At 69.4% G+C, this 14,458-nt stretch carries 2 protein-coding genes and 3 pseudogenes; 2 read left to right on the forward strand and 3 right to left on the reverse strand.

The features are described from left to right. Positions 1-21: 21 nt before the first annotated feature. A pseudogene (locus JOF55_RS22925) lies at positions 22-5,529 on the forward strand (type I polyketide synthase); the annotation flags it as partial. A 132-nt stretch (positions 5,530-5,661) separates the two neighbouring features. Continuing rightward, positions 5,662-12,096: pseudogene (locus JOF55_RS22930) on the forward strand (SDR family NAD(P)-dependent oxidoreductase); the annotation flags it as partial. 431 nt (positions 12,097-12,527) lie between these two features. On the opposite strand, the gene JOF55_RS22935 reads toward JOF55_RS22930, so the two are convergent. The 3 genes and pseudogenes from JOF55_RS22935 to JOF55_RS22945 form a co-directional block, all read right to left on the reverse strand. After that, positions 12,528-12,791 (reverse strand): type II toxin-antitoxin system RelE family toxin, encoded by a 264-nt coding sequence (locus JOF55_RS22935; protein ID WP_310278545.1) that lies wholly within the window; start codon positions 12,789-12,791, stop codon positions 12,528-12,530. Continuing rightward, positions 12,788-13,075: a type II toxin-antitoxin system Phd/YefM family antitoxin gene (locus JOF55_RS22940; RefSeq protein WP_310278548.1), complete on the reverse strand. Its 288-nt coding sequence runs from the start codon at positions 13,073-13,075 to the stop codon at positions 12,788-12,790. The genes JOF55_RS22935 and JOF55_RS22940 overlap by 4 nt, the downstream gene beginning before the upstream one ends. A 283-nt stretch (positions 13,076-13,358) precedes the next feature. Continuing rightward, positions 13,359-14,445: pseudogene (locus tag JOF55_RS22945) on the reverse strand (IS630 family transposase). Between the last annotated feature and the right edge of the window lie 13 nt (positions 14,446-14,458).

Below are 14,458 nucleotides of genomic sequence, written 5' to 3' on the forward strand. Positions count from 1 at the left end.
GGAAAGGTAATTCGATTGGCGACCGACCCAGAGCTGCGAACGTATCTGAAGCGCGCGACGGCGGAGTTGAAGGAGACCAAGCGCCGCCTCGCCGACGAGCTGCATCGAACGAACGAGCCGATCGCCATCGTGTCGATGGCCGGCCGTTATCCGGGCGGAGCGGACACGCCGGAGGCGCTGTGGCAACTCCTCGACGAAGGGCGTGACGGGATCGGTGGGTTCCCCGACCGCCCCGAATGGAGCGTCGAACGTGTCTATGACCCCGATCCGGACGCACCGGGTCGCTCGACGACGAAGGAAGGTGGTTTCCTCCACGACGCCGGGCTCTTCGACTGCTCGTTCTTCGGGATCAGCCCGAAGGAGGCGGAGCGGTTCGACCCGCAGCAGCGCATTCTCCTCGAAACCTGCTGGGAACTCCTGGAACGAGCGCGTGTGCCCGCCTCGTCCCTCGAGGGCAGTCTCACCGGTGTCTATGCGGGCGTCATGTACAACGACTACCTGTCGCGGCTGGGTCACGACCCGACGAACTTCGACGGACACAACGTCGCGGCGGGGGCGGGCAGCCTCATCTCCGGCCGCATCGCCTACACCCTCGGGGTCCAGGGCCCTGCGGTCTCCGTCGACACCGCGTGCAGTTCGTCGCTGGTGACCATCCACATGGCGATGCAGGCGCTGCGGCGCGGTGAATGCGATCTCGCGCTCGCCGGCGGAGTCACGGTGATGGCGACACCCTCCATCCTCATCGAGTTCAGCAGGCAGTACGCGGCGGCGCCGGACGGCCGCTGCAAACCGTTCTCCGCAGCGGCGAACGGAGTCGGCTGGTCCGAGGGATGCGGGATGCTGCTGCTCGAGCGGCTTTCGGACGCACGGGCCAACGGCCACGACGTGTTGGCGGTGCTCCGGTCGAGCGCGACCAATCAGGACGGTCGCAGTCAAGGCTTGATCGCGCCGAACGGTCCCTCCCAGGAGCGGGTGATGAGGATGGCGCTGACCTCGGGCGGCCTCGGTCCGGACGATGTGGACGCGGTGGAGGCCCACGGCACCGGAACGGCGCTCGGCGATCCGATGGAAGCCAACGCCGTTTTGGCGACCTACGGCAAAACCCGCTCCGCGGATACCCCGCTGTATCTCGGCTCGATCAAGTCGAACTTCGGTCACACACAGGCGGCCGCCGGGGCGGCGGGCGTGCTGAAGATGGTGCTCGCGCTCCAGCGCGAGCGGTTGCCACGGTCGCTGTACGCGGGCGAACCGTCGACGCGCGTCGACTGGTCTTTGGGACGTGTTCAGCTGCTCGCGGATCCGGTGGCCTGGCCGCGCCGAGACGGGCACGTCCGTCGCGCGGGGGTGAGTTCGTTCGGCATCTCCGGGACCAACGTGCACGTCATCGTCGAAGAGGCACCCGTACCCACCGTGTCGGAGGAGACGCGGGTGAACCTGGCGGCGGATGCGGAGCACGACGTCGCTCCGCAGCACCTCCGGACGCCGTTGCCGCTGGTCCTGTCCGGGCACACCGAGGATGCACTCCGCGCCAACGCCGCACGCCTCGCTGACCGGATCGCCCCACAACTCGCCACAGCACCGGCCACCGCGAGCGCCGTACTCCGGGACGTGGCGTGGAGTCTGGTCGCGACGCGTGATGCGTGCTGGGAGCGGCTCGCGTTGCCCGTCGGGAGCGAGGACACCGTCGACGCACTCCGAGCGGTCGCCGACGGGACGCTGCCGTCCGGTGCGGTCCGGGCGAGCGCCAAGCGATCGGACGTGGTGTTCGTGTTCCCGGGGCAGGGCAGTCAGTACCCGGGGATGTGTCGCGAGTTGCTCGCCGACCGCGTCTTCCGCCGGACGCTCGACGACTGCGACGAGGCGCTTCGCCCGCACACGGGCTTCTCGGTGGTTGAGCTGCTCGAGGCGGACGACGAGTGGCAACGCGAGGCGATGTCCCGGGTGACGGTGGTGCAGCCGTTGCTGTTCGCCGTGGCGGTCGCACTCGGCCGACTCTGGCAGAGCTGGGGCGTGCAGCCGTCGGGAGTACTCGGGCACAGCCAAGGGGAGGTCGCGGCAGCGGTCGTCGCCGGAACTCTGAGCCTGGACGATGCGGCGCGCGTCGTCGCGGTGCGCAGCCGTCTCGTCGAGAGCCTGGACGGAGACGGGGGCATGGCCAGTGTGGGGTTGCCGGTGGACGAGGTGGAGCGCCGTCTCACCGGGCGCGGCGGTCTCTCGATCGCCACGGTGAACACCGCGGAGTCGACAGGAGTCGCCGGCGAGCGGACCGAACTCGAGCGCTTCACCGCCGAGCTGGAAGCGGAGGGCGTGTTCTGCCGCCGCATCGCGGTCGACTACGCCTCCCACTCACCGCAGGTGGATCCGATCCTGGAGCCGATACGCCGGGAACTGGCCGAGCTGTCCCCTCGATCGGGCGCCGTCCCGATGTACTCGACGGTGCACGGCGCGCGGCTCGCAGGGGAAGAGTTGGACGGCGCGTACTGGGCCGACAATCTGCGACAGCCGGTGCGCCTCGATCACGCCCTCGTGGCATTGGACCCCGGCAGCCGGACCGCGTTCCTGGAGATCAGCGCACATCCGCTGCTGGTCGCACCGCTGAAAGGGGACGATCACGGCGCGGTCGTCGGATCGCTGGTCCGCGACCAGGACCCGCGGGCGCGTCTCCGTATCGCGGCTGCGGAGTTGTTCGCCCACGGCATCCCGGTGGACTGGACCGCTATCTGGAACGGGTCCGAGGCTCGCACCGTTGATCTGCCGACCTATGCGTTCCAGCGAGAGCACTACTGGCTGGAAGTCCCCACCTCCTCTCGCGGCGATGCGCAGGCCTTCGGTCTCGAGGCAGGCGCGCACCCGCTCGTGGGGGCGCGCGCGGACCTGCCCGACGGCAGCGCGCTCTTCTCCGGCAGCCTCGATCCGGCCGCGCATCCCTGGTTGCTCGAGGAGCACATCCACGGCGTACCGATCGCGCCCGTCTCCGCGGTGGGCGAACTCGTGCTGCACGCCGCTGTCGAGCTGGGGGCGAGCGGTGCCACGTCGCTGGCTCTCGACGCCCCGTGGCCGCTCGATGACCAGCGGCCGTGGCGTGCCCAGCTGATGATCGACCCCTCCGACGAAAACGGAGCGCGCTCGTTCGTCGTCCGGGGTCGACTCCGCGATGCGGGTGAGGACGAACCGTGGAGCACGCACGCGACCGGAACGCTGGGCGGGGATGGTGCCCCCGGACATGTGCTTGACGGCCTCGACGAATGGCCCCCGGCCGGAGCCGATGGGGCCACGGTGGAAACCGTCGACCGGTTGGCGGCGCGTGGTCACGACATCGGGCCGGCGTTCCGGGCAGCCGAGAGGATCTGGGATCGAGGGGACACGTGGTTCGTCGAGGCGGCGTTGCCCGCGGAGCTGGTCACCGACGACGAGTCCGCCGAGGAGACATCCTTCCGGTTGCACCCGGCGCTGCTGGAGGCGGTGCTGCAAACCGTGGCAGCCCATGCCGCCGACACCGACGCGCCACTGTTCCCTGCCGAATGGTGGGGCGTACGGCTGCACGCGCTCGCCGCGACGGCAGTCCGGGCACGCGTCACTCGCGTCGGCGACACGGAGTTCCGTGTCGAGCTGTTCGATCCGACCGGGGCTCCGGTGGCCACGATCGAACGCTGTGTCTTCCGCCCCGCCACGATCGAGGACGTTCAGCGCGCGTCGCGGCGTACGGCGTCGTCGCTCTACCGTGTCGAGACTCGGCCGGTCCCGGCTCGGTCGGAGCCGGATGATTCGGTACCCGTGCTCGTCGTGCGTTTCCCGAGCTTCGACGCGACCCCCGAGGGAGTCCGGGACGCGATCCACCGGGGAGTCGCCCGGCTCCAGGACTGGCTCGCATCCGCGGCGCCGGAAGACGGTCGCGTTGTGTGGGTCCTCCACGACGCGGTGGGCGCGGACGGCGGTGATCGATCTCCGAATCCCGCGATGGCGGCGCTGTGGGGACTCGGACGGTCGTTCCAGGCCGAGCATCCCGAGCGTCGGCTCGTGCTGCTGGACACCGGCACGGATCAGGACGACGCGGCCTTGCGGGATCTCATGCGGAGTGTGCCGGAGGAGGAGAACCAACTCGTGGCGCGCGACGGGTCCCTCGCGGTGCTACGCCTGGTGCAGGCCTCCGCGTCCGAAGCGCAGTCGTCCGCTGCCGCGCCGGACGAGGGAGCCGCGACACCATTGCCCGTCTCCGGAACGGTCCTCGTCACCGGCGGAACCGGCGGCCTCGCCCGACTCACCAGCCACCACCTCGTCGCCGGGCACGGCGTGCGTCACCTGGTACTGCTCTCGCGGTCGGGGCAGCAGGCCGCGGGCGCCGACGCGCTGGTCCGAGAGCTCGAGGAGGTGGGTGCGGAGACGGTCACCGTCGCGGCCTGCGACGTGAGCGACCGCGCGGAGTTGGCGGCCGTACTCAGCGGCATCCCGGCGGAGCGGCCGCTGAGCGCGGTGTTCCACACCGCGGGCGTCCTCGACGACGGCTTGATCGGTGATCTCACTCCGGAACGCGTCGACACCGTGCTGCGGCCGAAGGTCGACGCAGCGCTGCACTTGCACGAGCTGACCGAGAACGCGCAGCTGTCCGCCTTCGTCTTGTTCTCCTCGATGGCCGGCACCATCGGCGGACCCGCACAGGCGAACTACGCGGCGGCGAACGCGGCTCTCGACGCCTTGGCGGAGCGTCGCGTGCGCCGGGGTCTTCCCGCGCTCAGCCTCGCGTGGGGCCTGTGGTCGGAAACCGGTCTCGTCACCGAACTCGAGGACCGGCTCCGGGAGCGGCTCGGTCGGACGGGCATGCTGCCGATCGATCGGGAATCCGGTATGGCGCTGTTGGACGCGTCGCTGAGCGGGCCGGACCCCGTGGTCGCCCCCGCGCCGCTCGACAGGGCACTGCTGCAGCGACGCGCCACCGCCCAGCCGGAGACCGTGCCCGCCATGCTCCGGTCCCTGGTGCGCAACCCTCTTCGCCGGGCCGCGGACGCGCGTGGCACCGGCTCCGAACTCGCCACTCGACTCGCGCGGCTTCCGGAGGCCGAACGGGCGCCCGCACTGCTCGACGCGGTGCGTGGCGAGCTCGCCACCGTTCTGGGGCTGCCGGGGACTTCGGCGGTTCCCCCGGATCGTCCGGTCCGCGACCTCGGCCTCGACTCGCTGATGGCCGTCGAGTCCCGGAACCGGCTGTCGGCCGTGGTCGGCCAACCGCTCTCGGCGAACCTCCTCTTCGATTACCCGACGCCGGAGGATCTCGCCGATGCCCTCGGGGAAAAGCTCGGTCCTGAGGTCGGGGCCCGGAGGCAGAGCGCGAGCGACGAAGAGGAAGCGCGTATCCGGGATCTGCTTGCGAAGGTGCCGCTCTCCCGACTGCGGGAGAGCGGCCTGCTCACCCCGATCCTCGAGGTCGCCGAGGGCGTCGACGCAGCAAGCGCCGCCGATGCCACCGGCTCCGGGGAGATCGATTCGATGAACGTGAGCGACCTCCTTCGCCTCGCCGAAGAGGGGGGCGAATAACCCTGCAGCGCCCGGCAACCCGACGCGGAAAGCCAAGAAGGATTCATGTCTGATCAAGAGAAGCTCACCGAAGCCCTTCGAACCGCACTGAAGAAGTCCGAGCGGCTACAGCAGGAAAAACGCGCGCTCATCGCCTCGATGCGCGAACCGATCGCGGTGGTGTCGATGGCATGTCGATATCCGGGAGACACGCACACACCGGAGGACCTCTGGCACCTCCTCACCGAGGGCAGGGACGCGATCACGCCGTTCCCGGATCGGCCCGGCTTCGATCGTGAGCACCTCTACGACCCGGATCCGGACGCGCCGGGTAAGTCGTACGGGTATGAGGGAGGGTTCCTGCACGAGGCGGGAGAGTTCGATCCCGCCTTCTTCGGGATCAGTCCGCGGGAGGCGAAATACATCGACCCGCAGCAGCGCCTGCTCCTCGAGACGGCGTGGGAAACCTTCGAACGGGCGGGCATTCGCCCTTCGTCGCTGGCACGCAGCTCGACCGGTGTGTATACCGGCATCTTCCCGAACTTCTACGCCACCAGTGACCTCGAAGAGCTGGACGGGCACACCACCGCGGGATCGCTGCCGAGCGCCGCCTCGGGGCGGATCTCCTACACCTTCGGGCTCGAGGGGCCTGCGGTGTCGGTGGACACCGCCTGCAGCTCGTGCCTCACCGCGGTCAACCTCGCGATGCAGGGACTCCGCAGGGGCGAGTGCGACCTCGCGCTCGCCGGTGGAGTGACGGTGATGACCAGCCCCGCAGGCTTCGTCGAATTCAGTCGGCAGCGGGGCATGGCTTCCGACGGTCGTTGCAAGGCGTTCTCCGACCACGCCGACGGCATGGGATTCGGAGAAGGGTGCGGCGTACTGCTGCTCGAACGCCTCTCCGACGCGCAGCGACGAGGCCACGAGGTGCTGGCTGTACTGCGCGGCAGCGCGGTCAACCAGGACGGCCGCAGCCAGGGGCTCACGGCACCGAACGGTCCCTCGCAGGAACGGGCGATCCGAGCGGCGCTCGAATCGGCCGACCTGTCTCCCTCCGACGTCGACGCGGTCGAAGCGCACGGGACCGGCACCACCCTCGGCGATCCCATCGAGGCTCACGCCCTGCTGTCGACCTACGGCGCGGCGCATTCCGAGCAGGCACCGCTGTACCTCGGGTCGGTCAAGTCGAACCTCGCCCACGGGCAGGCCGCGGCGGGTGCGGCGGGGGTGATGAAGATGGTGCTGGCGCTCCGGAATGAGCTGTTGCCGCGTTCGCTGTACTCCGAGGAGCCGAGTCGCCACGTCGACTGGTCCGCGGGCAACATCGAGCTCCTCGCAGAGCCGAAGCCGTGGCCCAAGCGGGAGGGGCACGTCCGCCGCGCGGGCGTGAGCTCGTTCGGCCTGTCCGGGACCAACGCGCACGTCATCGTCGAGGAGGCGCCCCCGGCGCCGACGACATCCGCGGCGGACGAACCCGAACGCCGCATCGCGGCGGACGAGGACACGCCGACGCTCGCGGCCGTTCCGCTCGTGCTGTCGGGGCACTCCGAGGACGCGGTGCGCGCGAACGCGGCGAGGCTCGCCGACCATCTCGACGCCCGGTCCCACGACGACCAGTCGGGTTCCCTTGTCGACGTCGCGTGCAGCCTGGTCACGACCCGCGACGCGTTCTGGGACCGACTCGTCGTCCCGGCTTCCGAACCGGCCGAGGCGGTCGAGCAGCTGCGTGCGTGCGCTGCGGGAGCGCATCCGACCGGAACAGTGCGGGCCGCCGCGAAGCGGACCCAGCCGGTCTTCGTCTTCCCCGGGCAGGGTAGCCAGTACCCGGGAATGTGCCGTTCCCTGCTCCAGGAGGCGGTTTTCCGCGAGGCGCTGGCCGAGTGCGACGAGGCACTCCGCGGGCATGTCGGGTTCTCCGTGGTCGAACTCCTCGAGGCCGGCGACGACGAGCAGCGAGCGGCGATGGCGCGGGTGGACGTGGCGCAACCACTGCTGTTCGCGGTGTCGGTCGCGCTCGGCGAGCTCTGGGAGTCGTGGGGCGTTTCCCCTGCCGCGGTCATCGGGCACAGCCAGGGCGAGGTGGGCGCCGCAGTGGTCACAGGGGCGCTGAGCCTCGAAGAGGGAGCCCGCGTCGTCAGTGTGCGCAGTCGGCTGGTCCGCGGTCTCGATGGCGACGGCGCGATGGGCAGCATCGGAATGCCGGTCGACGAGGTAGAGCGGCGCCTCGCCGAGCGGGACGGGGGCCTGTCGGTGGCTGCCGTGAACACCGCGGAGTCGACGGTGGTCGCCGGCGACTCGGACGCGCTCGCCGCGCTGCTCGCCGAGCTGGAAGCGGAAGGCGTGTTCTGCCGCCGCATCGCGGTCGACTACGCCTCCCACTCACCGCAGGTGGACCCGGTCCTCGCCACGATCAGATCCGAGCTGTCGGACCTCGCGCCGCGCAAGGGCCGGGTCCCGATCTACTCGACAGTACGGGGTGCACGGCTCGACGGAAACGAGCTCGACGGCGCCTACTGGGCGGACAACCTGCGCCTGCCGGTGCGGCTGGACCAGGCGCTCGACGCACTCGCCCCCGGTGACGAGACGGCGTTCCTCGAGCTGAGCGCGCATCCGCTGCTCGTCGCGGCCCTGAGCGGCAGTGCTCATGCGGGGGTCGTGGGTTCGCTGCATCGCGATAAGAGTGCCGCGAGCCGTATCCGGGTCGCGGCGGCGGAGCTCTTCGCGCACGGGATCGCCGTCGACTGGCCTGCCGTCTACGCCGACCTCGGGGCGAATCCGGTGACGCTTCCCACCTACGCGTTCCAGCGGCAGCACTACTGGCTCGACATGGACCGGACAACGGTCTCGGATCTCACCGACCTCGGTCTGGACACGTCCGAGCACGCCCTTCTCGGCGGGCGAACCGACCGGCCTGATGGCGGTGCCGTGTTCACCGGCCGGGTCTCACCGTCGACCCGGTGGCTCGCCGATGGTGACGTCTTCGACACGACGATGGTTCCTGCCGCTGCGCTCGTCGACGCGGTCCTGCACGCGGTCTCGGCCGTGCCGGGCAACGATGCCGCGGGAGTGCGGGAGGCATCGCTCGACACGCCCCTCGCCGTCGAAGGTGCGGCGCGGCGGTTACAGCTCACTCTTGAGCCGGAACAGGACGACGGGACGCGGGCCTTCTCGCTGCACAGCCGGGCAGAGGATGACCCAGTGGCGTGGAAGCGCCATCTTGTCGGAACGCTGGCCGCGGCCATGCCGGAGGAGGCGACCGATGCCCCGCCGTGGCCGCCGAAGGGCGCGACCGAACTCGACGTGGACGACCTGTACGAGACGCTCGCGACGCGAGGATGGACGCCAGGAGCCGCGATGCGCGGCCTGCGGCGGATCTGGCAGGACGGTGACGCCCTGTTCGTGGAGGTGGCGCTGCCGGAAACCGTTGGCGTGGAGAGCGTGGGCGAGGTCGACGGCTTCGGCCTTCATCCGGCGTTCCTCGACGCTGCGCTCCAGGCGCTGGAAGGGACCGACGCTGCCTCGGGCGACGACGTCCGCCTGCCGGTGGAGTGGCGTGCCGTGCGGCTCCACGCGGTCGGGGCGACGACGGTTCGCGCGCGGATCACCGGCGTCGGCGGTCCGGAGGTGAGCATCGACCTGTTCGATCCGAGCGGTGCGCCGGTGGCGACGGTCGGTGCCGTCGCGCGGCGTTCCGTGACCGCGGCAGAGGTTCGCGCCACCGTCGGGGGTGAACGGCCGCAGCTCTACCGGGTCGATGTGCGTCCGGTGCGGTTCCGCTCCGCCACCGCGACCCCCGCGGTATTCCGTGAGGTGGACGTCCACGCGCCCGACTTCACCACCCTCGCCGCCGAGGCGCGGGACGAGAACCCGGTCTTCGTGGTCCGATGGCCGGAAGTGGCGCCCACAGCGGCCGCCGTGCGGGAGGTCACGCATCGCGGACTCGGTTTTCTCCAGGGCGTGCTCGACACCGACGGGCTCGAGCACGCGCGCATCGTCTGGCTCACGCGAGAAGCCTGGGTCGCCGACCATGACGACGCGCCTGCCAACCCGGCCTCCGCTGCGCTCTGGGGTCTCGGCCGCTCCTTCCACACCGAGCACCCGGATCGTGACCTCGTGCTCGTCGATCTCGACGCTGCGCGTGCGGACGACGAGTCCCTCCGCCGGCTGCTTGACACGCTCCCTGCCGACGAGAACCAGCTCCTCGTCCGCGGCGACGCGGTCTCGGCCCCGCGTCTGACCCAGGTAGACAGCGGCACGGAACGGCCGAGGCCCGCCTGGAACCAGGACGGCACGGCGTTGGTCACCGGTGGAACGGGTGCCCTCGCGCGGGTGACCAGCCTGCACCTGGTGCGGCACTTCGGTCTGCGGCACCTGATGCTCGTGTCGCGGTCGGGTCCTGCGGCGGAGGGCGCCGAGGACCTCGTCCAGGAGCTGAAGACCGCCGGGGCGGAGACCGTCACGCTGCGGACCTGCGACGTCTCCGATCGCACGGACCTCGAAACGACACTGGACGTGATCCCGGAGGAAAACCCGCTCTCCGTAGTGCTCCACACCGCAGCGGTCGTCGACGACGGACTCCTGCCCGAACTCACCCCCGAGCAGGTCGACAGGGTGCTTGCCCCGAAGGTGGACGCCGCCTTCCACCTCGACGCGCTGACCCGCGACGCCTCCCTCGACGCGTTCGTCCTGTTCTCCTCGGCGGCGGGAACTCTCGGCGCGATGGGCCAGGCCAACTACGGGGCGGCGAACGCATCCCTCGACGCGCTGGCGGCCCGGAGGCGGCGCCAGGACCTACCGGGGCTCAGCCTCGGCTGGGGGACGTGGGTCGAGGCGGGGCTGGTCACCGAGCTCGACGACCTCCTTCAGCTTCGGCTGCGCCGCATGGGGCTGTTGCCGATCGACGATGAGCTCGGGCTACGGTTGTTCGACGACGCGCTGCGCCGACCGGACGCGTTTCTCGCGCCGGTGCCGCTCGATCGCGCCGCGCTCCAGCGGACGGCGAGCGTGCAGCCGGGAGCAACGCCGTCGATTTTGCGTGCGCTGGCCCGCGTCCCGAAGCGCCGTGCCGCCGGGGCCGGGCATGCCGACGGAGGACTGGCAGCGACGGTGCGGCGACTGCCCGCCGCCGAGCGCGAGGATGCCCTGCTCGAGATCGTGCAGGGCGAGTTCGCCGCCATCCTCGATCTCGCGGGTCCAGCGGGAATCGCGCCCGATCGACCGGTGCAGGACCTGGGCCTCGACTCGCTGATGGCGGTCGAGCTGAGGAACCGCCTCGGATCACTCGTCGGTGCCCGGTTGCCCGCTTCGGTCCTCCTCGATCATCCGAAGCCCCGTGACCTCGCGCGCTTTCTCGTCGACGAGCTCGGCGCGGCGACCGAGGGCGGATCGGACGACGCCGCCGGAGGCGCACCGGCCACGAACCGGAGCGCGGACGGGTCGCATCCCACGCCGATCGCCGAGTACGTCGCGGAACCATGGTTGTCGATGACTCGAGAGCTCTCGTTCGAGCCGCATAACGCGGCGGCGCGGTCCGTCCTGCTGACGGGGGCGACGGGCTTTCTCGGTGCCCATCTCGTCGACGCGCTCCTCGAAGATCCACAGGTCGAACGGGTCGTGGCCGTGGTGCGCGCCCGCGACGATCACGGCGCCCGTGAGCGGGTTCGCCGGTCGTTGCGCCAGTGGGGGCTCTCGCACCTGGATGATGTCTTCGAAGACCGGGTGACGGTTTATGCCGGTGATCTCGGAGAGCACCGGCTCGGCATGGACGAAGCCACGTTCCGGAAGGTCGCGTCCGAGACCACCGAGGTGCTGGCCAACGGGGCCGCAGTCGACTGGTTCGCGCCGTTCCGCAAGCTCGCCAGGGTGAATGTCGGCGGGGTGCATCAACTTCTCGAACTCGCGTCCGCGGGAGGTCATCAACGCTTCTCGCTCGTGTCGACCCAGGCGGTGCACGACGTGTCGCCGCCGCTCGACGCGAACTACTGGGACGACGACAGAGCGCTCCAGGGGTACGGGATGAGCAAGCGTGCCGCCGAGCACCTGGTCGAGGCCGCGCGGAAACGGGGGCTGTCAACGGCGGTGTTCCGCCCCGGCGTCGTCATCGCCGGAGCGGAGTGCGGCACCATGAACAAACGCCAAGGGGAGTACCACATCTTCCGGGCGGTCGTGGAATCGCGCTCGCTGCCGGACGACGGGATCGGCACCGGCTCGCCCGTCGATTACGTCGCCCACGCGATCGCCTGCCGGGCCCTCGACCTGTGTGCGCAGCACGTCTACGAGGTCACCCATCCCGCTCCACCGAGCCCTCAGGAACTCCAGCGCCTCTTCCACGAGGCGGGCTGGGACTGCGCCCTGGTTCCCTCGGAGACCTTTCTCCAGTGGACCTCCGACACGATGCGATCAGGGGACCACTGGCTGCGGCTCGCAGAGGTGCTGCTCGAGGGACACGGTGGGGCGGTTTCGGCGCACGTTCCGTCGTCGATGCCGTCCGATGCGCTGGCGCAACGCTTCCGGCCGGAGGCAGGGATCCTGCGCACGCTGCACGCCGTCACGGAGGACGAGAGCGCGAACAGCGAACCACGGATGTAACCGTTTCGGAAAACGTGTAGAACCGTGTTCCGAGCCGTCGCATTGCTGTGCGGAGTTGGCCCCTGCCTCTTCGGCCGGGGTCTTCCCGTGGCGGTACGAACGCCCCCTCGGGGCGGCGGATCCGCCGACCTTTCTACCGTCCGTTCTCCCATGCCGCTCGCGTCGCCGCTGCGATCGAGGAGCGCCATGGCGATCACCAGCCGCAGGGTCGGCGCCGCACCGCGAATCGGGGTCTGAGTAGGGGTCTGGGGAAAATCCGTGACAGATTAAACGCTAGTGAACATCATAGCTGGTCATAGCTTCGGAGACGAGCACGTGACCAGCCTCCGACGGAAGCTGAGCCAGCCTGGTGACCAGCGATAACGTTCAATCCCCCCGGTTCTTCTTCAAACCCCAATACCGCTCAGTGCCGTGATCCCGGTGTCTTGTCGTCAACGATCGTAGATCTCGCGGCGGTGTCCGAGGTCGACGACCACGACGACGAGGCGCTCGTCCTCGACGCGATAGATCACGCGGTAGTCGCCGACGCGCAGCCGCAGGTAGCCGGGCTCGGATGTCAGGGCGACCACCCCGTTCGGGCGGGGGTTGTCGGCGAGGTTGTCGATGGCGGTCTGCAGGCGGCGCCGCATCGGCTTATCGATCTTGCCGAGGGTTTTCAGGGCGTCCCGGGTGATCTCGAGGTGCCAGCCGCTCACGCCTCGCCGCCCTCCAGGGCGACAATGGCCTCGTTCCAGGAGAGGGTGCCGGACTCTTCGGCTTCACGGGCCCGCCGCGCCCAGTAGGCGTCTTCGGCGTCGGCGTGAGCTTCGGCGACGTCGGCCGGCACGAGCGCGGCGACGCGCTTGCCCCGGTTGGTCAGATAGACCGTCTGGCCGTCCTTGGCCTTCTCGGCGTAGTCGGACAGGTGTGGCCGGGCGGTCGAGAGGTTCACCTCGATCTCGTCGGACGAGTCGTTCTGGTGTATCGCTTCCACACTCATGCCTCCATCGTACGAGCATGACTTTTCCACAACAAGTACGGACAGTACGAGATGTACGAGTGGTACTTGTCGTACCTCGCTGCTAGGGGTAGGAACGGAGTTCGGCTGAAACGGGCCGTGGCAGTCTCTTTGCCCTGCTCACTGCGGTAGCGCTGTCCCCGTAGTCCGCCGTTAGCACGCCGGTCACCGATCCTGCCGCCGCAACGACCACCGCTGGTCAGCGCGGCGTTTTACCGCCCAACTGGTGCGGACGGCCCGAACCTGGCGTATTCGGTTCCTACCCCTAGTGTCGTGAGTCGTTGATTCGTTGGCAGTATGTGGCGAGGGTGTCGAGGATCTCGTCGGCGGTCTTGGTCCAGATGAAGGGTTTGGGGTCGGCGTTCCAGGCTTCGATCCAGGCGGTGACGTCGGCTTCGAGTTCGTCGACACTACGGTGGGCCGAGCGGCGGAGTTTGCCGCGTGGTGAGTTCGGCGAACCAGCGTTCCACCAAATTGAGCCAGGAGGCACTGGTCGGGGTGAAGTGCACGTGGAACAGCGGGTGGGCCAGGAGCCATTTCTTGATGGCCGGTGTTTCGTGAGTGCCGTAGTTGTCGCAAACCAGGTGCAGGTCCAGCTCGGCGGGAGTATTTTTGTCGATGGTTTTCAGGAATTTCAAGAATTCCTGGCGCCGGTGGTGGGCGGCGATGACAGAGCCGCTGGAGATGTCCAGGGCGGCGAACAGGCTGGTCGTGCCATGACGCACGTAGTCGTGGGCCTGACGTGCCGGAGTGGTGGGCATGATCGGCAGGGTGGGAGCGGTGCGGCCGAGGGCCTGCATCTGGGATTTCTCGTCCACGCACAGCACCAGGGCGTTCTCGGGTGGGTCCATGTACAAGCCGACCACGTCGCGGACGGTGTCGATGAATTGCGGATCGGTGGACAACTTCCACGTGTCCACCTGATGGGGTTTCAGTCCGAAGGCCCGCCACATCCGCGAAATCGCGGTCTGCGACATCCCTACTGCCTCGGCCATCGACCGGGTCGACCAGTGCGTATCGCCCTTCGGCGGGGCCTGTTCCAAGGTCGTAGTGATCACCTGCTCGACGTGATCATCGGTGATCGTGCGCGGAGCGCCCGGCCGCGGCTCGTCGGACAACCCGTCCAGACGGTCTTCGACGAAGCGGCGTCGCCACTTGGTCACCGTCGGCGGCGCGATCTGCAACGTTCGCGACACATCCATATTGGACACGCCATCGGCACAGGCCAGCACGATCCGTGCCCGCAACGCGATCGCCTGCGCCGTCTTGCCTCGACGCGCCCAGCCTTCCAACGTCCGCCGCTCGACCTCGGTGAGGTTCAGATCAGGCAAACGCGGTCCTCGACGTCCCAGCACACAAACATAC

It is taken from the genome of Haloactinomyces albus, from assembly GCF_031458135.1.
In the GTDB taxonomy this organism is placed as follows: Bacteria; Actinomycetota; Actinomycetes; order Mycobacteriales; family Pseudonocardiaceae; genus Haloactinomyces; species Haloactinomyces albus.